Annotated in this window: 24 protein-coding genes and 1 riboswitch; of the genes, 22 read left to right on the top strand and 2 right to left on the bottom strand. The window is 41.5% G+C overall.

The features are described from left to right. Window positions 1-506: 506 nt before the first annotated feature. The 14 genes from ACJ004_RS24530 to purD all read left to right on the top strand — a co-directional run bounded on the left by ACJ004_RS24530 (window position 507) and on the right by purD (window position 14,748). Entirely contained in the window at window positions 507-1,391 is an 885-nt protein-coding gene (locus tag ACJ004_RS24530) for a mechanosensitive ion channel family protein (RefSeq protein WP_410895758.1), read from the top strand. A 21-nt stretch (window positions 1,392-1,412) separates the two neighbouring features. Continuing rightward, window positions 1,413-1,616: an NETI motif-containing protein gene (locus ACJ004_RS24525; RefSeq protein WP_410895757.1), complete on the top strand. Its 204-nt coding sequence runs from the start codon at window positions 1,413-1,415 to the stop codon at window positions 1,614-1,616. 93 nt (window positions 1,617-1,709) lie between these two features. Then, window positions 1,710-1,811: riboswitch (purine riboswitch) on the top strand. 166 nt (window positions 1,812-1,977) lie between these two features. Next, the gene (gene purE, locus ACJ004_RS24520) at window positions 1,978-2,463 is read left to right on the top strand and encodes a 5-(carboxyamino)imidazole ribonucleotide mutase (RefSeq protein ID WP_410895756.1); all 486 of its coding nucleotides are present in this window, start codon (window positions 1,978-1,980) and stop codon (window positions 2,461-2,463) included. Continuing rightward, window positions 2,456-3,604: a 5-(carboxyamino)imidazole ribonucleotide synthase gene (gene purK / locus ACJ004_RS24515; RefSeq protein WP_410895763.1), complete on the top strand. Its 1,149-nt coding sequence runs from the start codon at window positions 2,456-2,458 to the stop codon at window positions 3,602-3,604. The genes purE and purK overlap by 8 nt, the downstream gene beginning before the upstream one ends. 3 nt (window positions 3,605-3,607) lie before the next feature. After that, complete coding sequence (gene purB, locus ACJ004_RS24510; protein WP_410895755.1) at window positions 3,608-4,906, top strand: adenylosuccinate lyase; 1,299 nt, start codon at window positions 3,608-3,610, stop codon at window positions 4,904-4,906. A gap of 157 nt (window positions 4,907-5,063) precedes the next feature. Further along, on the top strand, window positions 5,064-5,777 hold the full coding sequence (purC, locus tag ACJ004_RS24505) for a phosphoribosylaminoimidazolesuccinocarboxamide synthase (protein ID WP_410895754.1): 714 nt from the start codon (window positions 5,064-5,066) through the stop codon (window positions 5,775-5,777). Beyond that, on the top strand, window positions 5,770-6,024 hold the full coding sequence (gene purS, locus ACJ004_RS24500) for a phosphoribosylformylglycinamidine synthase subunit PurS (RefSeq protein ID WP_410895753.1): 255 nt from the start codon (window positions 5,770-5,772) through the stop codon (window positions 6,022-6,024). Before purC ends, purS begins: the two co-directional genes overlap by 8 nt. Continuing rightward, window positions 6,021-6,704, top strand: coding sequence for a phosphoribosylformylglycinamidine synthase subunit PurQ (gene purQ, locus ACJ004_RS24495; RefSeq protein WP_410895752.1), 684 nt, complete (start codon window positions 6,021-6,023; stop codon window positions 6,702-6,704). Before purS ends, purQ begins: the two co-directional genes overlap by 4 nt. Beyond that, window positions 6,688-8,913 (top strand): phosphoribosylformylglycinamidine synthase subunit PurL, encoded by a 2,226-nt coding sequence (gene purL, locus ACJ004_RS24490; protein WP_410895751.1) that lies wholly within the window; start codon window positions 6,688-6,690, stop codon window positions 8,911-8,913. Before purQ ends, purL begins: the two co-directional genes overlap by 17 nt. Beyond that, the gene (gene purF / locus ACJ004_RS24485; RefSeq protein ID WP_410895750.1) at window positions 8,889-10,292 is read left to right on the top strand and encodes an amidophosphoribosyltransferase; all 1,404 of its coding nucleotides are present in this window, start codon (window positions 8,889-8,891) and stop codon (window positions 10,290-10,292) included. The genes purL and purF overlap by 25 nt, the downstream gene beginning before the upstream one ends. Before the next feature lie 15 nt (window positions 10,293-10,307). Beyond that, window positions 10,308-11,342, top strand: a complete 1,035-nt coding sequence (gene purM / locus ACJ004_RS24480) for a phosphoribosylformylglycinamidine cyclo-ligase (protein ID WP_410895749.1) — start codon at window positions 10,308-10,310, stop codon at window positions 11,340-11,342. After that, window positions 11,339-11,941 (top strand): phosphoribosylglycinamide formyltransferase, encoded by a 603-nt coding sequence (gene purN, locus ACJ004_RS24475; RefSeq protein WP_410895748.1) that lies wholly within the window; start codon window positions 11,339-11,341, stop codon window positions 11,939-11,941. Before purM ends, purN begins: the two co-directional genes overlap by 4 nt. Continuing rightward, window positions 11,916-13,454 carry a bifunctional phosphoribosylaminoimidazolecarboxamide formyltransferase/IMP cyclohydrolase gene (purH, locus tag ACJ004_RS24470; RefSeq protein ID WP_410895747.1) on the top strand — a complete coding sequence of 513 codons (1,539 nt, stop codon included), beginning with the start codon at window positions 11,916-11,918 and terminating at the stop codon, window positions 13,452-13,454. The genes purN and purH overlap by 26 nt, the downstream gene beginning before the upstream one ends. Before the next feature lie 19 nt (window positions 13,455-13,473). Continuing rightward, window positions 13,474-14,748, top strand: a complete 1,275-nt coding sequence (gene purD, locus ACJ004_RS24465; protein WP_410895746.1) for a phosphoribosylamine--glycine ligase — start codon at window positions 13,474-13,476, stop codon at window positions 14,746-14,748. Here purD and ACJ004_RS24460 read toward each other — a convergent pair. Together ACJ004_RS24460 and ACJ004_RS24455 are read right to left on the bottom strand one after the other, a co-directional pair. Further along, the gene (locus ACJ004_RS24460; protein WP_410895745.1) at window positions 14,745-14,858 is read right to left on the bottom strand and encodes an EYxxD motif small membrane protein; all 114 of its coding nucleotides are present in this window, start codon (window positions 14,856-14,858) and stop codon (window positions 14,745-14,747) included. The genes purD and ACJ004_RS24460 overlap by 4 nt on opposite strands. 227 nt (window positions 14,859-15,085) lie before the next feature. Then, window positions 15,086-15,391 (bottom strand): YgaP family membrane protein, encoded by a 306-nt coding sequence (locus tag ACJ004_RS24455; protein WP_410895744.1) that lies wholly within the window; start codon window positions 15,389-15,391, stop codon window positions 15,086-15,088. 166 nt (window positions 15,392-15,557) lie between these two features. On the opposite strand from ACJ004_RS24455, the gene ACJ004_RS24450 reads away from it, so the two are divergent. The 8 genes from ACJ004_RS24450 to ACJ004_RS24415 all read left to right on the top strand — a co-directional run bounded on the left by ACJ004_RS24450 (window position 15,558) and on the right by ACJ004_RS24415 (window position 25,393). Beyond that, window positions 15,558-17,303: an adenine deaminase C-terminal domain-containing protein gene (locus tag ACJ004_RS24450; protein WP_410895743.1), complete on the top strand. Its 1,746-nt coding sequence runs from the start codon at window positions 15,558-15,560 to the stop codon at window positions 17,301-17,303. A gap of 65 nt (window positions 17,304-17,368) precedes the next feature. Continuing rightward, window positions 17,369-18,421 (top strand): DUF3048 domain-containing protein, encoded by a 1,053-nt coding sequence (locus ACJ004_RS24445; RefSeq protein ID WP_486348393.1) that lies wholly within the window; start codon window positions 17,369-17,371, stop codon window positions 18,419-18,421. A 77-nt stretch (window positions 18,422-18,498) separates the two neighbouring features. Then, window positions 18,499-18,642 carry a hypothetical protein gene (locus tag ACJ004_RS24440; protein ID WP_410895741.1) on the top strand — a complete coding sequence of 48 codons (144 nt, stop codon included), beginning with the start codon at window positions 18,499-18,501 and terminating at the stop codon, window positions 18,640-18,642. A gap of 13 nt (window positions 18,643-18,655) precedes the next feature. Beyond that, window positions 18,656-18,979 carry a YerC/YecD family TrpR-related protein gene (locus ACJ004_RS24435; RefSeq protein WP_410895740.1) on the top strand — a complete coding sequence of 108 codons (324 nt, stop codon included), beginning with the start codon at window positions 18,656-18,658 and terminating at the stop codon, window positions 18,977-18,979. A gap of 128 nt (window positions 18,980-19,107) precedes the next feature. Next, window positions 19,108-19,791: a heptaprenylglyceryl phosphate synthase gene (pcrB, locus tag ACJ004_RS24430; protein WP_410895739.1), complete on the top strand. Its 684-nt coding sequence runs from the start codon at window positions 19,108-19,110 to the stop codon at window positions 19,789-19,791. 70 nt (window positions 19,792-19,861) lie between these two features. Continuing rightward, entirely contained in the window at window positions 19,862-22,135 is a 2,274-nt protein-coding gene (gene pcrA / locus ACJ004_RS24425) for a DNA helicase PcrA (RefSeq protein ID WP_410895738.1), read from the top strand. 77 nt (window positions 22,136-22,212) lie between these two features. Next, complete coding sequence (ligA, locus tag ACJ004_RS24420) at window positions 22,213-24,222, top strand: NAD-dependent DNA ligase LigA (RefSeq protein ID WP_410895737.1); 2,010 nt, start codon at window positions 22,213-22,215, stop codon at window positions 24,220-24,222. Between the two features lie 13 nt (window positions 24,223-24,235). Continuing rightward, window positions 24,236-25,393, top strand: a complete 1,158-nt coding sequence (locus ACJ004_RS24415; RefSeq protein WP_410895736.1) for a CamS family sex pheromone protein — start codon at window positions 24,236-24,238, stop codon at window positions 25,391-25,393. Window positions 25,394-25,585 lie beyond the last annotated feature (192 nt).

Raw genomic sequence — 25,585 nt, 5'->3', positions numbered from 1 at the left:
ACATTAAGGACAACCTGAAAAGGTTGTTTTTTTGTATTCAGATAAATAATGATTGATTTTTGATAATTAAATAAAGTTGGTCAAATAAAGTCTTATGAAGGTGGCCATTTGTGCCCGAAGAAGAGGAAAAGAGCCTTGATCGGTAACAAAAGAGGCTCTTTAATGCCCGAAGAAGAGTAAAAAGTCTTTGATCGGTAACAAAAGAGGCTCTTTAATGCCCAGAGAAGAGGAAATAGTCCTTGAACGGTAACAAAAAAGGCTCTTTAATGCCCAGAGAAGAGGAAAAGAGCCTTGAGTGGTAACAAAAGAAACGCTAAGTGCCCGAACAAGAGTAAAAAATCCCAGACCGGTCACTCTGAAAGGTCCAAAGTGCCCGCTGATCCTAGTTATCGTATCCACTGACACCTCACCAGAAAGAGCAATTCAATGGTGTTGGTTATTTCTTAAATTCTGTAAAATATTTTCCCACCAATTGTTTTTAACAGCAAACATTGCAAAGACTAAGCATGATTGAAAAACAAGTAGGTGATTTGATGGATTGGATAGATTTGCTGCATCACTACAAACTGATAAGCATCCTTTTAGCAGCTGTTATTGCAAGGGTCATTGTTTTAATCATTAATAAAACGGTTCATAATTTTTTTCTAAAGACCCATTTCATTGAAGAACGCAAAGAGCAAACGATGGAAAGCATGATCCGCTCGTTAACCAAATATACAGTAACGATAAGTTTTATCTTTTTTGCCATATCTCAATATGTAAGTAATTTTGGAAAAATATTGGCTGGGGCCGGGATAGTCGGGGTAATTGTTGGATTTGGAGCCCAAAGCATTATTAAAGATATTCTCTCGGGTATTTTCTTAATTTATGAAAAGCAACTGCATAAAGGTGATTTTATTACAATCAATAATACCTTTAATGGAACTGTTGTTGATATCGGATTAAGGTTCTTAAAAATTCGCGAGTGGAGTGGCAAGGTCTTTACCATCAGCAATGGTGAAGTAAAACAGATTCACAATTTTAATATCGAGCAAATGCGAGTGATCGAAAGAATAGTGGTGAGTTACCGGGAAAATCCGGAGAGGGTTTTTGAAATTCTTGAAATTGCCTGTGAAAAAATTAATGAGTTACACGAAGACTGTTTAAAATTAGACCCAAACAATTGCCCGTTAGAGCCTTTTAAAGTCTATGGGATGACTACCATAAATTCGGGATATAGGGGGATAGAATATACGGTTACAGGCCTTGTAGATGATGCCTATTACTGGGATGCGGCAAAAGAAGCAAGGCGGATAATGGCTCAGACTCTGTTTGATTATGAAATAAGACTGGCAGAAGATACGATGTTACTAAAGCAGGTTGACAATGTTTTTTTAAAAGAAGGAAAATAGTGATGGAAAGAGAGGTACTTAATGTCAATGGGAAAGAAGAAAATGCAATTTGAGGTCCAGGAAAATGAAAGTATAGAGGACTGCTTGAATAGAATGAAAAAGTTGGGCTATACCCCTGTACGCCGAACGGAGAAGCCGATTTTTCAAGAAATAAAAACAGGCAATGAAACAATTTATGAACCTGTAGCCCGCCAAATCATCTTTGAAGGTACATTAATAGAGTAAAACACGAACATTATGGTTCTATTTGAAAATATTGTTCGATAAAATCAGTTGACACCTTATAGAGATGATTGTAAGATATAGAAGTGATTTAAACAAACAATTTATCTTTACCCTCGTATATCCATGGGAATATGGCCCATAAGTTTCTACCCAATAACCGTAAATTATTGGACTATGAGGGAAAGTCAATAGGTCTGGCACATTAAGGGGCGAGAATCCCTTACTTTATGTTGTCATCAAACATGATGCCCGGACAAATGGCTTTCTCTTTCAGAGATGCTATTTGTTCCGGGTATTTTTAGTTTAACCGATTATTCGTAAGGATTAGAATAGAGTAAGTATCGAAGGGGGAGGATGACAAATGAATCTGGTTGGCGTTATTATGGGGAGCACGTCGGATTGGGAAACAATGAGACATGCATGTGATATACTAGATCAGTTTGAAGTTCCATATGAAAAAAAGGTTGTTTCAGCGCACCGCACACCTGATTTGATGTTTAGCTATGCAGAGGAAGCCAGGGGAAAAGGGATTAAAGTTATTATTGCAGGAGCTGGCGGAGCCGCTCATTTGCCAGGCATGGTTGCGGCAAAAACAACTTTGCCAGTCATCGGGGTTCCTGCTCCTTCTAAGGCTTTAAACGGATTAGACTCCCTGCTATCGATCGTACAAATGCCAGGAGGCGTACCAGTGGCCACTGTAGCAATTGGAAAAGCGGGTGCCACTAATGCCGGATTACTGGCTGTTCAAATTTTAGCTACACAAGACCTTGAACTTGCCGAAAAATTAGAAGCTAAAAGAGAAGCTACCAAACGAGATGTGATAGAAAGTAGTGATCAACTTGGCTGAACAAACAATTTTACCAGGAGCAACGATTGGAATCATTGGCGGCGGTCAATTGGGGAGAATGATGGCATTAGCAGCAAAGGCGATGGGGTTCCGGATTGCTGTTTTAGAACCAGTAGCGGATTCACCATGTGGACAGGTAGCTGATGTTGAGGTAATTGGCGCTTACAGTGATCGAGCGGCCATTAGCCAATTGGCGGAACTCAGCGATGTCATCACCTATGAATTTGAAAACATTGATGCAGACACATTAATTTGGCTTTGTGAACAGGCGAATGTGCCACAAGGTCCGGAAGTTTTAACGATTACACAGGACCGAATCAAAGAGAAACGGGCCATTCAACAGGCAGGGTTGGAAACAGCAGCCTATGAAGTTATTTACACTAAAGATGATTTATTTTTAAAAATTGAAACGATCGGGTTTCCAGCCGTTTTAAAAACAGCCAGAGGAGGTTATGATGGGAAAGGCCAGTTAGTGATAAAAGACAAACAAGACCTTTTCCAAGGAGAGACTCTCCTCAAACATGGAGCCTGTGTGTTAGAAAAATGGATCCCATTTGAAAAAGAAATCTCCGTTATAGTGACACGGAAGCAGAACGGAGAAACGATGATTTTCCCTGTTGCGGAAAATCAGCATGAAGAAAATATGCTACATATCACGATTGTTCCAGGACGTATTTCTGAAACTACTCAGGAGACAGCGATTCAAATGGCAAAACGCTTAGCTGATTCCCTTAGTTTAGTAGGAACACTTGCTGTAGAGATGTTTGTTACGGATAACGGAGCCATTTATATCAACGAATTGGCGCCACGTCCTCATAATTCAGGGCATTATTCAATTGAGGCCTGCGAGACTTCACAATTTGAGCAGCATATCCGTGCAATCTGTAATTGGCCGCTTGGGAGCACCGAGTTGTTAAAACCAGCTGTTATGGTCAATCTATTAGGAGAGCATCTTGAAGACTTAAATGAGAGCATTCCTACGGTTAAAGACTGGAAGATTCATTTATATGGAAAAAAAGTTCCGAAAACAAAACGGAAAATGGGTCATGTGACTATTTTAAGAAATAGTGTCGAGGATGCACTAAAAGAGGCTGAAATGAGCAACATATGGAAAACTGCAAAAGAAAAGATTGGGGGATAAAACATGTTAGATCGTTATACAAGACCAGAAATGGGAGCTATTTGGACCGAGGAAAATCGCTTTAATGCTTGGCTTGAGGTGGAAATACTTGCATGTGAGGCATGGGCTGAGCTAGGTGATATTCCAAAGGAAGATGTGCAAAAGTTGCGTGCGAATGCTTCCTTCAATATCGACCGTATTAAAGAGATTGAAGAAGAAACAAGGCATGATGTGGTTGCCTTTACCCGCGCTGTATCTGAAACATTAGGGGAAGAGAAGAAATGGGTTCATTACGGTTTAACGTCAACGGATGTTGTCGATACGGCCCTTTCCTATATCTTAAAACAGGCAAATGCTATTTTACAAAAGGACTTGGAAAACTTTGTTGAGATTTTAAAAAACAAAGCACAAGAACATAAATTAACAGTAATGATGGGACGGACGCACGGGGTCCATGCTGAACCAACAACATTTGGTCTAAAGCTTGCCCTGTGGTATGAAGAAATGAAACGGAACCTGGAACGATTTAAGCAGGCAGCAGAAGGAATTGAGTTTGGAAAAATCTCCGGCGCAGTTGGTACCTATGCAAACATTAATCCGTTTGTGGAACAGTATGTTTGTGAAAAATTAGGACTGCAACGAGCACCAATCTCAACGCAGACCTTACAGCGTGACCGTCATGCCCACTACATGTCAACGATTGCGTTGATTGCTACTTCAATTGAGAAATTCGCCGTTGAGGTTCGTGGATTGCAAAAGAGTGAAACCCGTGAAGTGGAAGAGTTTTTTGCCAAAGGTCAGAAGGGGTCCTCAGCAATGCCGCATAAGCGGAATCCGATTGGTTCAGAGAATATGACGGGGATTGCTCGTGTAATTCGCGGATATATGCTGACTGCCTATGAAAATGTACCACTTTGGCATGAGCGTGATATTTCCCATTCGTCAGCGGAACGGATCATCTTGCCTGATGCGACAATTGGTTTGAATTATATGCTGAATCGTTTCGGTAATATTGTGAAGAACTTGACTGTATATCCAGAGAATATGAAGCGTAACATGGATCGCACACTGGGCTTGATCTATTCCCAACGTGTACTGCTCGCGTTAATTGATAAAGGCTTATCTCGGGAAGAAGCGTATGATACCGTGCAGCCAAAGGCAATGGAAGCGTGGGAAAAACAAGTTCCCTTCCGCAGCCTGATTGAAGCAGAGGAAAAGATTACTTCACTGCTATCCGGAGAAGAAATTGCTGGTTGCTTTGATTATAACTATCATCTGCAACATGTAGATACGATTTTTGACCGCTTAGGGTTGAATGAGTAAGGTTTTATGTGACTGAAATCGAGAAAAACGGCCCAACAGGGTAACAAAGAGAGGCACTAAGTGACCGAAGCTTGAAATAATAGTGAGAGTTCGGTCATTCATGCCACTCTCTTAGCTCGAAGATTCCCAATATTGAAAATTAGGAGGCACTTCCACGATGACAGAACTTCTTTATGAAGGAAAAGCGAAACGCATTTATGCAACAGACGATGAGCAAATTGTTTTAGTCGAGTATAAGGATTCAGCAACCGCGTATAACGGGCAAAAAAAGGCTGATATCACCGGCAAAGGCCGCCTCAATAACGAGATTACTAGTTTGTTATTTTCAAAGCTGAAAGACCGAGGAATTGAATCTCACTTTATAAAGCGGATTTCAGAAACGGAACAGCTGGTGAAGAGAGTATCCATCATTCCGCTTGAAGTGGTCGTTCGAAATGTGGCCGCAGGAAGTTTTTCAAAAAGATTGGGAATCGAGGAGGGTCGCGAGTTATCAGGACCGATCGTTGAGTTTTACCTAAAAAATGACGATCTCGGTGATCCACTGCTAACGATTGACCATGCTATTGAACTAAAATTGGCATCACAACAGGAAATCGCGCTATTAAAAGAAAAGGCCTTAGAAATTAACACGGTACTATCCGAGTTCTTCGCCAAACTGGGCATTCGCCTGATAGATTTCAAGCTTGAATTTGGTAAAGACGCCGAGGGCGCGATTTTACTTGCCGATGAGATTTCTCCTGACACCTGCAGACTGTGGGATCAGCAAACAAATGAAAAGCTTGATAAGGATGTATTTCGTCGTGATTTAGGAAGTTTAACAGATGCCTATGAAAATATTTTAGCGAGATTGGGAGGACATCAGCATGTATAAAGTAAAGGTATTTGTCACATTAAGAGAAAGTGTTTTAGACCCACAGGGTAAAGCAGTCACCAACTCACTGCACTCTTTAAACTATAAGGATGTAGCCGATGTCCGAATCGGTAAATATATGGAATTAACCATTGAAAAGTCTGAGCGGGATATTAATGAAGTGGTCAATGAAATCTGTACTAACCTTTTGGCAAATCCAGTGATAGAAGATTACCGTTACGAAGTAGAGGAGTGTGTTACTCTGTGAAATTTGCGGTAATTGTCTTCCCAGGATCAAATTGTGACGTTGATATGTTCCATGCCATTCAAGATGAACTTGGAGAGCAAGTTGAATATGTTTGGCATGATGCTGAAAGTTTAGAAGAATTTGATGGAATTCTGCTTCCAGGCGGCTTTTCTTTTGGGGACTACTTACGCACGGGATCAATCGCTAGATTTAGTAACGTCATGAAGGAAGTCATCAAAGCGGCAGAAGCAGGAAAGCCAGTTCTTGGCGTGTGTAACGGATTTCAAATCCTGCTCGAAGCAGGGTTACTGCCAGGGGCTATGAGACGAAATGAAAGCCTATCGTTTATTTGTAAGCCTGTAGAATTAAAGGTGGAGAACAGCCAAACGATGTTTACCTCCGCATATGAGCATAGCCAAACAATTACCATCCCAGTTGCTCACGGAGAAGGAAACTACTATTGTGACGAGGAAACACTTGCAAAACTGAAAGAAAATAATCAAATTATCTTTACCTATAACCAGAATCCGAACGGAAGTCTTGCTGATATCGCTGGCATTACCAATGAAAAAGGAAATGTTCTTGGGATGATGCCTCACCCTGAAAGAGCTGTCGATGAATTGCTTGGCGGCGCAGATGGACTAAAATTGTTTCAATCGATTGTAAAAGCTTGGAGGGAAGCACATGTTGTCAACGCTTGAACCAAATCCTAATCAGATCAAAGCAGAAAAAATCTATCAGCAAATGGGTTTGTCCGATGAAGAATTTGCAATGGTTGAAACCATTCTTGGCCGTACACCGAATTATACGGAAACAGGTCTATTCTCTGTCATGTGGTCGGAACACTGCAGCTACAAAAATTCAAAACCGATTCTTAGAAAGTTCCCGATTACAGGAGAACGTGTACTGCAAGGACCTGGTGAAGGTGCGGGTATTGTCGATATCGGCGATGAACAAGCCGTTGTTTTTAAAATAGAAAGTCATAACCATCCGTCAGCGATTGAACCGTATCAAGGAGCAGCAACAGGGGTGGGCGGCATCATCCGTGATGTTTTCTCAATGGGAGCAAGACCAATTGCAATGTTGAACTCGCTTCGCTTCGGTGAATTGGATTCAGCCCGCGTCCGTTACTTATTTAAAGAAGTCGTCGCTGGGATTGCCGGCTATGGAAACTGCATAGGGATTCCAACGGTTGGCGGTGAAATTGGGTTCGATCCATGCTATGAAGGAAATCCGTTAGTTAATGCAATGTGTGTTGGACTCATTGACCATAAAGACATCAAAAAAGGCCAGGCACATGGCGCGGGCAATACCGTCATGTATGTTGGGGCAAAAACAGGCCGAGATGGCATCCATGGTGCGACCTTTGCCTCTGAGGAATTAACAGAGCAATCCAATGAAGATCGCCCTGCCGTTCAAGTAGGCGACCCATTTATGGAAAAATTGCTGCTTGAAGCTTGCTTAGAACTAGTCCATTATGATGCGCTTGTCGGTATTCAAGATATGGGTGCAGCTGGACTTGTTAGTTCATCTGCGGAAATGGCAAGTAAAGCTGGGATGGGAATCGAGATGAATTTAGACTTGGTTCCACAGCGGGAAACGGGAATGTCGGCCTACGAAATGATGCTGTCTGAATCGCAGGAACGGATGCTCATCGTTGTCAAAAAAGGAAGAGAACAAGAAATCGTTGATCTTTTTGAAAAATATGGCCTCGAAGCAGTCGGAATTGGGACTGTAACTAGCGATAAACAACTGCGCCTTATTCATAAAGGGGAAATCGTTGCGGATGTTCCAGCTGATGCGTTAGCGGAAGATGCACCGGTTTATCACAAACCTTCAACAGAACCAAGTTATTTTGCAGAGTTCCAAGCGATGGATAATGAAATTCCAGAAGTGGATGATGTGAAAGAAACGTTAATTAATCTTTTAAGTCAGCCAACGGTCGGAAGCAAGGAATGGGTGTATGAACAGTACGATTACATGGTTCGTACCAATACTGTTGTTTCACCAGGATCAGATGCAGCAGTTGTAAGGATTCGCGGCACGCGTAAAGCATTAGCAATGACAACAGATTGTAATTCCCGCTATGTTTATTTAGATCCAGAAGTAGGCGGAAAAATTGCTGTTGCTGAAGCAGCCCGTAATATTGTTTGTTCGGGTGCGGAACCACTTGCAATTACTGACAACTTAAACTTCGGAAACCCTGAAAAGCCAGAAGTGTTCTGGCAGATTGAAAAAGCGGCTGATGGCATGAGCGAAGCTTGCCGCGTGCTTGAAACACCGGTTATTGGCGGAAATGTCTCATTATATAACGAAACAAGCGGAACAGCGATTTATCCAACCCCAGTCGTCGGTATGGTTGGCTTAGTAACTGATATTGACCATATTACCACACAGCACTTTAAAACTAGCGGCGATCTCATCTATTTAGTAGGGGAAACAAAGGATGAATTCGGCGGCAGTGAGCTGCAAAAACTTCTGAACGGACGGGTATTTGGCAAAGCCCCTGAATTAAATGTAACGATCGAAAAAGAAAGACAAAATCAGGTTCTTGCTGCGATTCGTGCAGGCTTGGTGCAATCGGCCCATGACCTATCTGAAGGCGGTTTAGCCGTTGCGTTAGCTGAATGTCTTTTCACGAATGAAAAGCTTGGTGCAGAAGTAAAGATTGCCGGAAATCCAGTTTCAGCTTTATTTAGTGAAACACAATCTCGTTTCCTTATAACAGTCAATGCAGAACATAAACTTGAATTTGAAAGTTTAGTAGATGCAGTCCAAATCGGGACGGTAAATGATTCAGCAACACTGCAAATCACAAATGATGAGTCAACGGTACTTAAAGCATCGGTTGAAGAATTAAAAGCGGCCTGGAAAGGGGCGATCCCATGCTACCTGAAATCAAGGGATTAAATGAAGAGTGCGGCATCTTTGGTGTCTGGGGACACAAGGATGCAGCACAGTTGACCTATTACGGACTTCACAGTCTGCAGCATCGCGGCCAGGAAGGGACTGGAATCGTGGTCTCAGATGGCAAAAAGCTTAAAGGGGTAAAGGGTGAAGGGCTAGTTGCTGAAATTTTTACCACTGAAGCGATGAAGGAATTGACAGGTACATCCGCTATTGGTCATGTTCGTTATGCAACGGCAGGAGGCGGGGGATACGAAAACGTTCAACCGCTCTTGTTCCATTCCCAAACCGGCAGTCTTGCGCTGGCCCATAATGGCAACTTAGTTAACGTTAATTCATTAAAACATCAGTTGGAAGCCCAAGGGAGTATTTTTCAAACAAGTTCTGATACCGAAGTTTTAGCTCACTTAATGAAGAGAAGCGGCTATTCTGATTCAAAGGACCGTGCCAAAAACGCACTCTCAATGTTAAAAGGAGCGTATGCATACCTTATCATGACAGAAACTGAATTAATGGTGGCACTTGATCCACACGGATTAAGACCTCTTTCGCTAGGTTCCCTGGGTGATGCCTATGTTGTCGCATCGGAAACCTGTGCCTTTGATGTTGTGGGCGCGGAATATATTCGCGATATTCGGCCAGGTGAACTATTAATTATCAACGATCAGGGAGTAATATCTGAACAATTCGCTGTTAGTTCCACAAAAGCGATTTGTACCATGGAATATATTTATTTTTCAAGACCGGACAGCAATATTCAAGGGATCAACGTTCATACCGCCCGTAAAAATATGGGTAAAAGAATGGCGATGGAAGCGCCAATTGATGCAGATGTTGTCACTGGGGTTCCTGATTCCAGTATTTCAGCTGCTATTGGATATGCCGAAGCTGCAGGTATTCCTTATGAAATGGGATTAATCAAAAACCGTTATGTCGGAAGAACCTTCATCCAGCCATCTCAAACTTTACGGGAGCAAGGGGTCAAGATGAAACTTTCAGCCGTTCGCGGAGTCGTAGAGGGTAAACGGGTGATCATGGTTGATGACTCGATCGTACGTGGCACGACAAGCAGAAGAATTGTTAATCTCTTGAAGGAAGCCGGAGCAACAGAGGTACACGTTGTTATCAGCTCCCCGCCTATTAAGAATCCATGTTTTTATGGAATTGATACATCTACAAAAGAGGAGTTAATTGCCTCTGATAAAAGTGTTGAGGAAATTAGAGAACTTATTGGAGCCGATTCATTAACCTTTATCAGTGTAGAGGGTATGATGCATGCCTTAGGTCAAGAAGGCACGAATGGATATTGCCTAGGCTGTTTCACAGGGAATTACCCAACAGAAATTTACCCAGATACACTCCAATATTATTATCAGAAGTAGGAAGGAGCGAGCAGCGTGGCAAATGCGTATAAGCAAGCAGGTGTCAATATCGAAGCAGGCTATGAAGCAGTGGAGAGAATGAAAAAACATGTTCAAAAAACAGCACGGGCTGGCGTCCTTGGCAGTTTAGGTGGATTTGGCGGCATGTTCGACTTATCTGCTCTTCAATTAAAAGAACCAGTTTTGGTGTCAGGCACCGATGGGGTGGGCACGAAGCTGATGATTGCTTTTTGGATGGATCAACATGATACGATTGGGATCGATGCGGTCGCTATGTGTGTCAATGATATTGTGGTTCAAGGGGCAGAGCCCTTGTTCTTTCTAGATTATATTGCCTGTGGTAAGGCTCAGCCTGAAAAAATCGAGGCGATTGTTAAAGGGATTGCAGATGGTTGTGAGCAGGCCGGTTGTGCGCTAATTGGCGGTGAAACAGCGGAAATGCCTGGACTGTATAGTGATAATGAGTATGATTTAGCTGGGTTTACGGTTGGAGCCTGCGAGAAATCTCAGCTCATAACAGGCGAATCGATTCAAGCAGGCGATGTCCTGATTGGCTTAGCGTCGAGCGGCATACACAGCAATGGTTATTCACTGGTTAGAAAAGTATTTAATGACTGGTCATTACTAGATTTTGTCGATGAACTCGGGTGTACATTAGGCGAAGAATTACTTAAGCCTACAAAAATTTATGTGAAACCGATTTTGTCTGCGTTGAAGAAGTTCCAACTAAAAGGAATGGCTCATATAACGGGCGGCGGGTTTATTGAAAATATTCCCCGTATGTTACCAGAAGGTCTTGGAGCAGAGTTGAATGAAAAAAGCTGGGAGATTCCACCTGTGTTTAAACTAATCTCTTCCCATGGACAAATTGATTACCAAGAGATGTATAATATCTTTAACATGGGTATCGGTATGGTTATCGCTGTGGACCGGGAAAATGCTCCCGACGTATTAGAACATTTTAGACAATCTGGGGAAACTGCCTATGAAATTGGCGTGGTCACTGCTAATAAAGGAATTGAGATCAAGGCTCAAGGTGCCCGTCTATGAAAAAGATAGCGGTGTTTGCGTCGGGAAGCGGCAGTAATTTCCAAGCTATTATTGATGTAATCCAAGCAGGCAAACTGGATGCGGACATTTCTTTATTAGTTTGTGACAAACCGGATGCTTTTGCGATTGAAAGAGCAAATGCAGCGAAAATCCCGAGTTTTGTTTTTAACGCAAAGGAGTATCCTAGTAAGGACCATTATGAAGAAGAGATTTTAGCCCAATTAAAGGCCTATGATGTCGAATTCATTGTCCTGGCAGGATACATGCGTTTGATTGGCCCCAAATTGTTAGCTGCGTATAAAGGAAGAATCGTCAATGTCCACCCATCATTGCTTCCAGCTTTTCCAGGTAAGGATGCCGTCGGTCAGGCATTGGCTGCTAAAGTGAAGTGGAGTGGGATTACGATCCATTTTGTGGATGAGGGAATGGATACTGGTCCGATTATTATTCAGGAGCGGGTTCGACTTGACGAGAATGAGACAAGAGAGAGCCTTCAACAAAAAATCCAGAAAAGCGAACACAAGCTTTATCCATCCGTACTTCAAATGCTATTGACACAAGGAGATGTAATAAATGACACAAAAGCGCGCGTTAATTAGTGTTTCGGACAAAAATGGAATTACTGAATTTGCCAAGGAGTTAGTCAGCCTAGGCTACGAACTGATTTCCACGGGAGGCACGAAAAAAGCTCTTCAGGAACAGGGGATACCTGTTCTTGGTGTTAATGATGTAACAGGCTTTCCAGAAATCTTAGAAGGCCGTGTGAAAACATTAAATCCATTCATCCATGGCGGCCTGCTCGCAAAACAGGATGACACTAACCATCAACAACAGCTAGACGAGCATGGAATTCAAGCCATTCAACTCGTTTGTGTCAATCTTTATCCATTCCAGCAAACCATCGCAAAACCAGATGTAACTGTTGCAGATGCGATTGAAAATATTGATATCGGCGGACCAACCATGCTCCGCGCTTCTGCAAAAAATCATCAATATGTAACAGTAGTCGTTGATCCGACGGATTATCAAACGGTTATTGATGAATTAAAGGCTGATGGCGCAACAAAGTTTGAAACAAGAAGAAAGCTTGCAGCAAAGGTTTTCCGTCATACAGCAGCCTATGATGCTTTAATTGCTGAATACATGACCACGCTTGCTCAAGAAGAAACACCTGAAACATTAACGGTTACTTACGAGCTAAAACAAACCCTTCGTTACGGAGAAAATCCACATCAAAAAGCTGCTTTTTACAAAAAGCCACTTGGTTCGACGTTCTCAATTGCCAATGCGGTTCAGCTTCATGGTAAGGAACTATCTTATAACAACATCAATGATGCAGATGCTGCCCTTCAAATTGTAAAAGAGTTCTCTGAACCAGCTGCTGTTGCTGTAAAGCATATGAACCCTTGCGGAGTCGGTACAGGGAAAACAGGGTATGAAGCTTTCACAAAAGCATTTGCGGCCGATCCCGTTTCGATTTTTGGCGGAATTATTGCGTTTAACCGTGAAGTGGATGCCGAAACAGCGACTAAGCTTCATGAAATATTCTTAGAAATTATTATTGCACCATCTTTCTCTGAAGAAGCGTTAACCATTTTAACAGGGAAAAAGAATCTTCGCCTATTAACTATTCCATTTGATGAGGCAAAAAAACTTGAGTTTAAAATGACTACGATTGAAGGCGGTTTGTTAGTTCAAGAACAGGACCGTTTCACTTTAGAAGATGCGAACGTAACCATCGCAACAAAAAGACAACCGACAGATGCCGAATGGGAAGCATTGAAGCTAGGCTGGAAGGTTGTTAAACATGTGAAGTCCAACGCAATTGTCGTTACGGCAGAAGATATGACGATTGGAATTGGTGCTGGACAGATGAACCGAGTGGGAGCTGCGGAAATAGCACTTAAGCAAGCCGGTTCAAAAGCAGAGGGAGCGGCCCTTGCATCTGACGCCTTTTTCCCAATGGATGATACCGTTGAAGCAGCCGCGAAAGCTGGTATTACAGCGATTATTCAGCCAGGCGGATCGATTCGAGATGCAGATTCAATTAAAAAAGCAGATGAATATGGAATTGCAATGGTATTTACGGGAGTAAGACATTTCAAACATTAATCCGTTGGAGGGCATTCGAATGAACGTACTGATTATCGGCCGTGGCGGTAGAGAACATGCGATTTGCCGAAAAGTAAGTGAAAGCTTGAAGGTAGAAAAAGTATTTGTTGCACCTGGGAATGTTGGGATGACGGATGTAGCTGAACTTGTCTCGATTGCGGAGTCAGACCATGAACAACTGCTTCAATTTGCTAAGGAAAACAATGTGGGCTTGACGATCATCGGACCTGAGGTTCCTTTGCTTGAAGGGTTGGCAGACAAATTTGAAGCGGCTGGTTTGGCTGTATTCGGTCCGCAGCAAGCAGCGGCCGAGATTGAAGGCAGCAAGTCATTTGCAAAAGAACTAATGAAGAAATATCAAATTCCTACGGCTGACTATGCTGTGTTCACCAACTATGAGGATGCCCGAAGCTACATAGAAGAAAAAGGGGCGCCCATTGTCATTAAAGCAGACGGATTAGCAGCAGGGAAGGGTGTTACTGTTGCACTTACGAAAGAAGAGGCGCTTGCAAGCATAAAAGAAATGCTCATCGATGCGAAATTCGGTGCTGCCTCTACTCGGGTAGTTATTGAAGAGTTTTTAGCAGGTGAAGAATTCTCTTTGATGGCGTTTGTAAACGGCGAGGTCGTCGTTCCTCTTGAAATCGCTCAGGACCATAAACGGGCCTATGATGGGGATCTTGGTCCAAATACGGGCGGAATGGGAGCCTATTCCCCTGTTCCTCAGATTGGTGAGGAGACTGTTCAAATTGCGGTTGAAACGGTCCTTCTTCCTGCAGCAAAAGCTATGGTCAAAGAAGGAAGAAGTTTTTGCGGCGTGTTATATGCAGGCTTGATTAAAACAACAGCTGGGCCAAAGGTGATTGAATTTAACGCCCGCTTTGGCGATCCTGAGACCCAAGTGATCCTGCCTCGATTGAAATCGGATTTAGTTCAAGTCATCCTTGAACTGTTAAGTGGAGAAACACCTGCTTTAGAATGGGATGAGCAAGTAATGATCGGCGCTGTAGTGGCTGCAAAAGGGTATCCAGAGGCCTATGAAAAAGGTGCTGTGCTTACAGGATTAGCTGATTTTAATCATCAAGAGGTTTATACGTTTCATGCTGGAACTGCCAAAAATGAGGATGGTGAGTTTGTTACAGCAGGGGGACGGGTGCTTCTCGTTGGGGCGAAAGCTGAAAGTTTAGTGGAAGCGCGCGAAAAAGTGTATCATGAACTCGATAAGTTAACATCTGATGGTGTATTTTATAGAAAAGATATCGGGGCAAAAGCGATCCACCCCGTGAAAAGCTAACGGGCACGCCTTTTACTAGTTCGACGAATAAAAGTATAAAGAAGTGCCACAATACTGCCAATAATGGCAATTAATACAAACGACATATCTGTTAAATACTCCCAAAACATGAATAATCAACTCCTATCAAGGGCTGACCACTTAGGGTCAGCTCTTTTTTAAAGGTGAAAATTGAATCTAACTATAAAAATTTGGGCTATTAATACGAAATATTGAATTTTTCAACCAAAGTTTGAATTAATATACGGAATGGCGAATTTTTCAACCAAAATTTAAATTATTTTTACAAAAACTTAAAAATATTTACAAATGTTAACCGAATATCTACAAATACGATTTAAGTTGGATTATAAGGTAACATTTCTTCGCCATTTTGGTTTGTTAATCCTTCCATCCCATCCATTGAATCCATTGCCCGGTCGTGCTCAGAAATCATACATTGACATCTTTGAAATAAGGCTGTAAGCGGACAAAAGCGGACAATTCCTTCTGCCACTTTCATTGCACCACACAGAGCAACAAATAAAAAGGAGTCTCTCCAGGGTTGTTTGACGAGTTTAGAGGTGGTCCAGGAAAGAATCGTTAATCCGATGGTGATCCGGATTAATGCGTTAATAATACTGATATTTGGTTTAACATTCATTTTGTTCACTCCTTCACAAATTGTTTACAATTATTATCAATTCTTTAATGCTTTAAACACTAAAATATGATAGTATAGTATCTAAAGAATTTTTTGTAAGGGCTTTCTTTATTGTTAAATCAACTTATTATTATATAGATAGTTTTTTGAAAAGGGAGGAAGACGTATGCTAGAACAACGCTACCGCTGGAAAAATAAAAACTTACGCATGCATGTTTCCATTTTAGATGGAAAAGCGTCTCCAACCATATTATTGAAAAACGCCTTGTACTTAAATCAGACGTTTCGAAAGTGGTTGAGAGCGAATATTTGGATTTATGAAGATCGGATTGTTTATGTGGGCGAAAACATGCCACCCCATCTTGATAACTGTGAAATCATTGATTGTACCAATGAGATTCTTGTTCCAGGATATATCGAACCGCATGCTCATCCTTTTCAATTATATAATCCCCTAACGCTTGCTGCCTATGCATCCCAGTTTGGGACGACAACGTTAATAAATGATAATATGGCCCTTATTTTGCACTTGGAAAAAAGGGAAGCGTTTTCATTATTGAAGGATTTACGCTCGATACCAACAACAATGTTTTGGTGGAGCCGTTTTGATTCACAAACTGAAATTCTGAATGAAGAAGAAATTTTTTCACATAGTAATGTTAAATCATGGCTTGAGCACGATGCGGTCCTGCAGGGCGGGGAATTGACAGGTTGGCCGAAACTCCTTGATGGCGATGATATGATGCTTCATTGGATTCAAGAAGCCAAACGGATGCGCAAGCAAATTGAAGGCCATTTTCCTGGAGCTTCGGAAAAAACCTTGGCCAAAATGATGCTGCTGGGTGCCGACTCTGACCATGAAGCGATGACGGGTGAAGAGGTATATAATCGCTTAATGCAAGGATATATGGTGTCCTTAAGGTATTCCTCGATTCGACCGGATTTACCAAATATCCTGGATGATATGAAGCGATTAGGTATTGATGCTTATGACCGACTCATGTTTAATACAGACGGCTCTTCGTCGACCTTTTACGAGCAGGGGATCACAGATGCGATGATCCGCATTGCGATAGAAAAAGGTGTTCCAGCCATTGATGCTTATAATATGGCTACAGTAAATATTGCCCGTTATTACAAAATTGAGCATCTCCATGGGATTATTGCAACCGGTCGAGTAGCCAATATTAACTTTTTATCAAGTATTGAGAATCCGACACCAAAATCAGTTCTCGCAAAAGGAAAATGGGTGAAAAAGGATGGAAACCCTGTCGTGGATGCTTATCCACCGGTTACATGGGAAGAATATGGGCTAAAGCCAATGGATGTGGATTGGGAATTGACATTAGATGATTTGCAGTTTTCGATGCCATTTGGAATCGAGATGGAAAACGCCGTTATCACGAAACCATATTCTATTTCCATCGACGCTTCAGGCGATGAACTGTCTTCGAATCATAATGAATGCTATTTTACCTTAATGGACAGAAATGGAAAGTGGAGAATTAATACACTATTAAAAGGATTTGCGACTACATTATCGGCATTGGCTAGTTCTTATTCCAATACAGGAGATATTATTTTAATAGGAAAAAACAAGCAAGATATGCTTCATGCTTTTAATAGAATGAAAGAATTAGGCGGCGGCATTGTGATGGTAGAAGATAGTCAAGTAGTTTGCGAGCTGCCATTAACTTTAAATGGAATCATGTCAAACCTTCCGATTGAGGAATTAATCAGCCAAGAAAAGGAACTGCTTATCGAGTTAAGAGAACGAGGTTACGCATTTTCTGATCCTATATACAGTCTTGCCTTCTTTTCTGCGACGCATTTGCCTTATATTCGGATTACCCCGCAGGGAATGTACGATGTAATGAATAAAACAGTACTCTTTCCGTCAATAATGCGTTAAACTGTAAGTGAGTAAAGGATTAAAGTACAAAAGTAAAAAGAAAGTAAATAGGGGTGTTCATGAAAATGAGAAAATGGGCTGTTTTCGTGCTAGCTTTCCTGTTACTACTTTCTGGGTGTAGTAATAAGGAAAAGGAAAAGGAACCTGTAAAAAAGGAAAAAACGGTAACACAAACAGAACCAGAACAACCAGAACAGAAACCAGTGGACCCTTATTTTTACCCACTAACAGGGGTGGGCTCTGAAACAAGTACAGATTCAAGAGCCGTAGCAGTAATGATTAATAATCACCCCAAAGCAAGACCGCAATCAGGTCTAAACAAAGCGGATCTCGTCTATGAAATACTTGCTGAAGGGGATATCACCCGTTTTTTAGCCGTCTTTCAGAGTGAAAAACCGGCAAACATCGGTCCGGTAAGAAGTGCGCGGGACTATTATATTTACTTGGCCAAAGGACTTAACGCCCTCTACATTGCCCATGGTTATAGCCCGGAAGCGAAGAAACTCCTTAATAATAACTATATTGATAATCTAAATGGAATGGTCTACGACGGTACGCTATTTAAACGATCTAAGACCAGAAAAGCACCTCATAACTCCTATATAACGTATGAAAATATTTTAAAAGGTGCAAAGCAAAAGAAATATTCAATGGAAAAAGGTCCAGCGCCATTGACGTTTTTAACAGAAGAAGAGAGTAAGAATATTACCGGTACTGCTGCAAAATCTGTTAAGATAACATATTCAAAGGGTGGTATTTCCAACTCTAAGTTTGAATTTGATGCAGCCTCAGGCAAATATAAGCGGTTTTCTGGCGATGAACAAACTGTGGATCTAGACACCAAAGAGCCAGTTTTAGTTGATAATATTTTTATTGTCGAAGCCAAGCATCGGTTTATCGATTCCTACGGGCGCCGTGAAATTGATTTTGAGTCTGGCGGCAAAGCTTATCTGCTTCAAAAGGGTAAAGTCAACCAAGTGGAATGGAGGAATAAGAACGGAGAAATTGTTCCAGTCAAAAATGGCGATGAAGTTCCACTGGTTAAAGGTAAAACCTGGATTAATGTAGTTCCAACAGATCCAGGTTTAGAGAAGATCGTCTCGCTTGATATGAATTAAATAATTAGGATATGTTAAAGGCCATTGTTAATTTTATAACCATGTTGATTTTTGCGGAATGCGCGAACTCCTCGAAAATGCTATCGCATTTCCTTCGTGCGGTGATTATTCAAAGAAGTGTATTCAATGTCCTGCGGGAGTACGGTACAGGGGAGACCCCGCAGGCGCTTAAGCGCCTTTCGCTGCAATCAACAGACATGTACAAAACAGCTAACAACTAAAGGAGTAAAGACAATGCAAATTGATAAATTACGAGGAAAAGAACTGGATCAATTATTTAAAGCCGTTCTTTCTTTAAATGATCTTGAAGAGTGCTATCGTTTTTTTGATGATTTATGTACAATTAATGAAATTCAATCATTAGCACAACGTCTTGATGTGGCAAGAATGCTACGCGAAGGGAATACGTATCATAAAATTGAAACAGAAACCGGAGCGAGCACAGCTACCATTTCACGTGTGAAACGTTGTTTAAATTATGGAAACGATACGTATGAAATGGTCCTAGAGCGTGTAAAGAACGACAACATTTCAACTGCTTCAACTGAACAAGAATAAACAAACCGAAGAGAACACTCTTCGGTTTTTCTATTGGTTAAATTTAGATTAGATGTTTTCTTTTTTTATCGAATCGGCTAGTGCTATAATGGTGTAATGGAATTAAATGATGTGGGAGGATCTTTTTGATGTATGATTTTCGCGAGTGGCGGCATGTGTTCAAACTCGACCCTAATAAAGAACTATCGGATGATCATTTAGAAAAAATCTGTGAGTCTGGAACGGATGCAATAATCGTAGGTGGTACAGATGGGATTACACTAGAAAACGTCCTCGATTTAATGGCAAGAATTCGTAGATATACTGTACCGGTTGTCCTGGAAGTATCAACGATTGAGACGGTTACACCTGGATTCGACCTCTACTTTATTCCAACCATTTTAAATAGCAGCGATACCAAATGGATTACGGGACTTCACCATCAAGCCGTTAAGGAATTTGGTGAAATCATGGATTGGGAAGAAATTGTCATGGAGGGCTATTGCATCCTGAACGAGGACTGCAAAGCTGCAAAACTGACAAATGCAAATACAAATTTAACAAGTGAAGAAGTAACTGCCTATGCTATTATGGCTGAAAAAATGTTTAACTTACCCATTTTTTATGTAGAGTATAGCGGCAAATATGGGGATGTAAACGTGATTGCTGACGTGAAAAAGTCGCTTGAAAAAACGGTCCTATTTTATGGAGGCGGAATATCAACGATCGAACAGGCAGCAGAAATGGCCAAGCAGGCAGATGTTATTGTGGTCGGAAACGCTATTTATGAAAATTTTGATCTAGCACTAGAAACCGTGAAAATCAATCGGTAGAAAATTGCTTATGTAAAAGAAAAACGTTAAGATAAAATAAGAACAAATGTTTGTAATGGTGGTGGATAATATGCAATATTTAAGTGATAAGCTATTAAACGGACTGAATCCAGAGCAGCAAAGTGCTGTTAAAGCAACCGATGGACCGCTATTACTAATGGCCGGAGCCGGAAGTGGTAAGACAAGAGTGCTTACCCATAGAATTGGATATTTAATCGTAGAAAAACGGGTGAATCCTTATAATATTTTGGCGATTACATTTACAAATAAAGCCGCTCGAGAGATGAGAGAGCGGATTGGGAAAATGATGGGCGGAGCGGCAGAAGAAATTTGGATTTCCACTTTTCACTCGATGTGTGTAAGAATTTTGCGCAGGGATATCGACCGAATCGGTTTTAATCGAAATTTTACGATTCTTGATTCAACGGATCAGCTATCCGTGGTGAAAACGATTCTAAAAGAAAAAAATATTGATCCGAAGAAATTTGATCCCCGGGCGATCTTAGGGGCGATCAGCTCCGCTAAAAATGAGTTGATTGAACCTGATGAGTATAAAAAGACAGGCGGCGGCTATTTTGAAGATGTCGTCGGTAATGTTTACGAAGAATACCAAAAGCGATTACGTAAGAATCAGGCACTTGACTTTGATGACCTCATTATGATGACGATTCAATTGTTTAAACGCGTTCCGGATGTTCTTGAATATTATCAACGTAAGTTTCAATATATTCATGTGGATGAGTATCAGGATACGAACAAAGCCCAGTATCTGCTTGTAAAGCAGTTGGCGAGCCGTTTTAAAAATCTATGTGTGGTAGGGGATTCGGACCAATCCATTTATCGCTGGCGTGGAGCGGATATTGCCAATATCCTTTCATTTGAAAAAGACTATCCGAATGCAACAGTTATTTTACTAGAGCAAAACTACCGCTCTACAAAAAGGATTCTATTAGCGGCAAACAAGGTGATTGAAAACAATCTTAACCGTAAAGCAAAGAATCTATGGACTGAAAACCCAGAGGGGAACAAACTAGTTTATTACCGAGCCGACAGCGAACAAGGTGAAGCTCAATTCGTTGCGGGGAAAATTAAAGAACTAACCCGTAATAACCAATACAAGTTCGCTGATATTGCGATTCTGTATCGCACGAACGCTCAGTCCCGTGTAATGGAGGAAGTACTCCTTAAATCGAACATCGAATACTCGATTGTCGGCGGGACAAAGTTCTATGACAGGAAAGAAATCAAGGACATGCTTGCTTATTTACGCTTAATTTCTAATCCTGATGATGATATCAGTTTACGCCGTATCATCAATGTGCCAAAGCGCGGGATTGGTGCAAGCTCTGTCGATAAAATTGCTGATTTTGCTGATATGCATGATCTCTCTCTTTTCCAAGCGCTTGAGTCAGTAGAACTGTTGGGGTTAAGTCCGAAAATTACTAAAGCTGCGCGAGAATTCCGCGATTTAATTGGTAATTATACCAATATGCAAGAGTTTCTTTCTGTTACTGAACTAGTAGAAGAAGTACTAGATAAAACAGGATACCGTGAAATGCTTAAAGCGGAAAAATCGCTTGAAGCACAAAGCCGCCTCGAAAACCTTGAGGAATTATTATCAGTAACAAAAAGCTTTGAAGACTCTAGTGAAGATAGGAGTCTAGTAGCCTTTTTAACCGATTTGGCCCTTGTAGCTGATATTGATGCGCTCGATGAAGAGACTCAAGAAAAGGTGGATTCTATTACGCTCATGACCCTGCACTCTGCAAAAGGGTTGGAATTTCCAGTTGTTTTCTTAATTGGAATGGAAGAAGGGGTATTCCCTCATAGCCGTTCGTTGATGGAAGAAGTAGAAATGGAAGAAGAGCGCCGTCTTGCCTATGTGGGGATTACAAGAGCGGAACAGACGCTGTTCCTGACAAATGCACAAATGAGAACATTGTTTGGAAGAACCAATATGAACCCTGCTTCCCGCTTTATCAGCGAAATTCCTGCTGACCTGATTGAAGGTGTCGAACCTGCAGAGAAAAAAGTAAGTTCACCATTTGGCTCATCTGGTAAATCATTTGGCGCTGCTCGAACCTCTTCATTTGGAACGCCGAAAACCTCTTTTAGTACGCCGGCTTCAGCCAGAAAACCAGTTATGCGACCAGTTTCAGCTGCTGCTTCTGGTGATGAAAACGGCTGGAAGGTTGGCGATAAAGCTCAACACGGAAAATGGGGCACCGGAACCGTTGTTAGCGTGAAAGGCCAAGGGGAAGGAACGGAGCTCGATATTGCATTTCCAAGTCCAGTAGGAATTAAGCGCCTATTAGCCAAATTTGCTCCGATTACTAAAGCATAAATAGCTAGGATCGCGTGAAAATTTCCATGGACTGTAGGAAATTACTCATAAATATCCTTTAAGAAAGGAATGGATATATGGACCTTCAAAGTGCAGAACAGAGAATTACTGAAATCAGCAGCCTGTTAAATCAATATGGCTATGAATATTATGTTTTAGATAAACCATCTGTACCAGATGCTGAATATGACAAGTTAATGCAAGAGTTATTGGAACTTGAGGAACAGTTTCCGCAATTAAAAACAGCAGATTCCCCGTCAGTGAGGGTTGGCGGTGCTGTCCTCGATTTGTTTGAAAAGGTGGAACACCGTACACCGATGCTTAGTCTTGGCAATGCCTTTAATGAACAAGACTTACGAGATTTTGACCGCCGTATCCGTCAAGTGGTCGGTGATGATTTTTCTTATGTATGTGAGTTGAAAATAGACGGCCTTGCTGTTTCCTTACGGTACGAAGATGGACTTTTTGCCCAAGGGGCGACTCGTGGGGATGGGACCATTGGTGAAGACATTACGGCCAATATAAAAACAATTAAATCAGTCCCGCTCCGTCTCCGTGAAAATGTGTCGATGGAGGTCCGAGGGGAAGCTTATATGCCAAAACGTTCATTTGAAGCATTGAATCAGACTCGAGAAGAACGGGGCGAAGAGTTGTTTGCCAACCCAAGAAACGCTGCAGCAGGGTCACTGCGACAATTAGATCCGAAAATGGCTGCTTCAAGAAGGCTGGATGTCTTTTTATATGGAATAGGCAATATCAGTGAAAGCAGCGGAATCGATTCACATAGTGAAGGTCTTGATTACTTAGATCGTCTCGGTTTTAAAACTAATCAAGAGCGGAGTAGATGTGCTACCATTGACGAAGTGATTGAATATGTTAATAGCTGGGTTGAAAAGCGCCCGAATCTTCCTTATGAGATTGATGGAATCGTTATAAAGGTAGATTCCTATGCCCACCAGGCAACGCTTGGAACGACAGCAAAAAGTCCGCGCTGGGCCATTGCCTATAAGTTCCCTGCAGAAGAAGTGGTCACTACCCTTTTAGAGATCGAGTTAAGCGTAGGCAGAACCGGTGTGATTACCCCAACGGCGATTCTTGAGCCTGTCAAAGTGGCAGGAACAACAGTCCAACGCGCCTCCTTGCACAATGAAGATTTAATCCGGGAAAAAGATATTAAGCTCGGCGACAAAGTTGTTGTCAAAAAAGCGGGGGATATTATCCCTGAGGTGGTTAATGTCTTGGCTGATCAGCGGACGGGAGAAGAAGTAGAATTCCACATGCCAACGCATTGTCCAGAGTGTGAAAGCGAACTTGTTCGTTTGGAAGGAGAAGTGGCCTTACGCTGTATCAACCCAAAATGCCCAGCACAGCTTCGGGAAGGCTTGATTCATTTCGTTTCAAGAGTCGCAATGAACATCGAAGGCCTGGGGGAAAAAGTAATTAGCCAGCTTTTTGCTGAAAAGTTAATTGCAGATGTCGCTGATATTTATAAACTAACCCGTGAACAGCTTTTAGCCCTTGAGAGAATGGGTGAGAAATCAGCCACAAACCTGATCAAAGCGATTGAGATTTCAAAAGAAAATTCACTTGAAAAGCTTTTATTTGGATTAGGAATTCGCCATGTGGGTGCCAAAGCCGCTAAGACGTTAGCGCAACAATTTGGTTCCATGGACAAACTGGCACAGGCATCTAAGGATGATTTACTCGCAATTAATGAAATCGGTGATAAAATGGCAGAGTCGATTGTCGCCTATTTTGAAAAAGAAGAGGCAGTAGAGTTAATTAATGAATTAGTCGCTGCTGGCGTTAATATGGAATATAAGGGTCCTAGACCTGTTGTTGTTGCTGAGTCCGATTCCATCTTTGCAGGGAAGACAGTGGTTCTGACTGGAAAGATGGAGCGTTTATCCAGAAATGAAGCGAAAGATCAAATCGAAGCGCTTGGCGGGAATGTTGCTGGAAGTGTCAGCAAAAAAACACATCTAGTTATTGCTGGCGAGGATGCAGGTTCAAAATTAACCAAAGCACAAGAACTAGGAATCGAAGTATGGGACGAGGAGAAACTCCTAGCTGAATTAAATAAATAAGAGGTGTATCGACGTGAGAAAACTCTCATTGCTCGCTCTCTCCCTTGTCTTTTTGCTGAGTGCCTGTGCACCAAATTTTCAACAGCAAAATGAAGCGGTGCAAACGAAGGAGAAAGTGAAAGGGAAGGCAATTATTCCAAAGTATAATATTTCAGACAGTTATTATCGGACGATTTTGCCATTTGAACCAGGGGAAGCACGCGGATTGGTTGTTAATAATATTAATACAAGATATGACTTAAACGAGTTTGAAATGGGCTTAATGCGAATTGCCACAAATTCGTTTGATACAGAGAAATATTTGTTCCGTGAAGGACAGGAAATCAATGAAAAGACCATCAGACTTTGGTTACACCGTAAATTTACCAAAGAGCAGTTAAAGGACGAAGGACTAAAAGCGGCGGAAAACATCGGGTTAAATCCTGTGGATACTGGTAAAAAGGGTGAACCGAGTTCGCCAATTTATCTCGCTCATATATTAGAACACGATTATTTAATAAAAAATGAAAAAGGAAATGTCACGCTCGGTGGTGTTACGATTGGTCTAGCCTTAAATTCCGTTTATTATTATAAAAAAACGGCAGACGGAGATACCTTTGAGGAAAAAGTAACCCATTCAGAAATGGTCAAGGAAGGGAAAGAAATTGCCACAGAAGTAATCAGGCGCATGAGGAACATGAAAGCATTAAAGGATGTTCCAATTACGATTGCTTTGTTTGAACAGGAAAGTAAATCATCTGTTGTTCCTGGTAACTTCATTACCTATTCTACTGTCGACAAAGGCAGTGCGACCTTAAATAGTTGGGAAAAGGTAGATGAAAAGTACTTCCTATTCCCTTCCACCGAGGCAAAGGATGCTCACCGTGATGATTTGACTGCATTTTTAAATTTTAAGCAGGATGTGGAAGAGTACTTTCCAAACTATAATGGTGTAATCGGCAGAGCCTTTTACATAGGAGACCAATTGCAGGATTTGAATATTACCATCCCCATCCAGTTCTATGGAAAAACGGAAGGGATTGGTTTTACTCAGTATGTAACAGGTCTTGTTATGGAACATTTTCCTAAATATTTATCCGTTTCAGTAAGTGTAACTTCCGTAGACGGACCGGAAGCCCTAATCGTCCGCAAAGCGAATGAAGAAGAACCATTTGTCTATATTTACCAATAAGATCCGGCATTATGCTGGGTCTTTTTTAATTTCAATTATGGATCAAAAAACTAATCAAACGCTTGATTAAATGTACATGAGGCCATGGTACATCTGATTTTTTTTAGAAAAATGGGAAAACTAATCAAACGATTGGTTAAATCGTGTTGAAGCCATGATAAATCTAGGTATTGTTTAAAAAAGGCAAATAAA

The organism is Neobacillus sp. 204 (assembly GCF_046562815.1).
Lineage (GTDB): Bacteria > Bacillota > Bacilli > Bacillales > Cytobacillaceae > Neobacillus.
Note: the sequence above shows the minus strand (reverse complement) of the source record. Positions and strands in the feature narration are given on the sequence as shown.

What these genes read in the sequence shown, in the direction of transcription:
- ACJ004_RS24530 (WP_410895758.1), top strand. Translation starts at nt 507, where the DNA reads ATGATTGAAAAACAAGTAGGTGATTTGATGGATTGGATAGATTTGCTG.
- ACJ004_RS24525 (WP_410895757.1), top strand. Translation starts at nt 1,413, where the DNA reads ATGTCAATGGGAAAGAAGAAAATGCAATTTGAGGTCCAGGAAAATGAA.
- purE (WP_410895756.1), top strand. Translation starts at nt 1,978, where the DNA reads ATGAATCTGGTTGGCGTTATTATGGGGAGCACGTCGGATTGGGAAACA.
- purB (WP_410895755.1), top strand. Translation starts at nt 3,608, where the DNA reads ATGTTAGATCGTTATACAAGACCAGAAATGGGAGCTATTTGGACCGAG.
- purC (WP_410895754.1), top strand. Translation starts at nt 5,064, where the DNA reads ATGACAGAACTTCTTTATGAAGGAAAAGCGAAACGCATTTATGCAACA.
- purS (WP_410895753.1), top strand. Translation starts at nt 5,770, where the DNA reads ATGTATAAAGTAAAGGTATTTGTCACATTAAGAGAAAGTGTTTTAGAC.
- purL (WP_410895751.1), top strand. Translation starts at nt 6,688, where the DNA reads ATGTTGTCAACGCTTGAACCAAATCCTAATCAGATCAAAGCAGAAAAA.
- purF (WP_410895750.1), top strand. Translation starts at nt 8,889, where the DNA reads ATGCTACCTGAAATCAAGGGATTAAATGAAGAGTGCGGCATCTTTGGT.
- purN (WP_410895748.1), top strand. Translation starts at nt 11,339, where the DNA reads ATGAAAAAGATAGCGGTGTTTGCGTCGGGAAGCGGCAGTAATTTCCAA.
- purH (WP_410895747.1), top strand. Translation starts at nt 11,916, where the DNA reads ATGACACAAAAGCGCGCGTTAATTAGTGTTTCGGACAAAAATGGAATT.
- purD (WP_410895746.1), top strand. Translation starts at nt 13,474, where the DNA reads ATGAACGTACTGATTATCGGCCGTGGCGGTAGAGAACATGCGATTTGC.
- ACJ004_RS24460 (WP_410895745.1), bottom strand. Translation starts at nt 14,858, where the DNA reads ATGTTTTGGGAGTATTTAACAGATATGTCGTTTGTATTAATTGCCATT.
- ACJ004_RS24455 (WP_410895744.1), bottom strand. Translation starts at nt 15,391, where the DNA reads ATGAATGTTAAACCAAATATCAGTATTATTAACGCATTAATCCGGATC.
- ACJ004_RS24450 (WP_410895743.1), top strand. Translation starts at nt 15,558, where the DNA reads ATGCTAGAACAACGCTACCGCTGGAAAAATAAAAACTTACGCATGCAT.
- ACJ004_RS24445 (WP_486348393.1), top strand. Translation starts at nt 17,369, where the DNA reads ATGAGAAAATGGGCTGTTTTCGTGCTAGCTTTCCTGTTACTACTTTCT.
- ACJ004_RS24440 (WP_410895741.1), top strand. Translation starts at nt 18,499, where the DNA reads ATGCTATCGCATTTCCTTCGTGCGGTGATTATTCAAAGAAGTGTATTC.
- ACJ004_RS24435 (WP_410895740.1), top strand. Translation starts at nt 18,656, where the DNA reads ATGCAAATTGATAAATTACGAGGAAAAGAACTGGATCAATTATTTAAA.
- pcrB (WP_410895739.1), top strand. Translation starts at nt 19,108, where the DNA reads ATGTATGATTTTCGCGAGTGGCGGCATGTGTTCAAACTCGACCCTAAT.
- pcrA (WP_410895738.1), top strand. Translation starts at nt 19,862, where the DNA reads ATGCAATATTTAAGTGATAAGCTATTAAACGGACTGAATCCAGAGCAG.
- ligA (WP_410895737.1), top strand. Translation starts at nt 22,213, where the DNA reads ATGGACCTTCAAAGTGCAGAACAGAGAATTACTGAAATCAGCAGCCTG.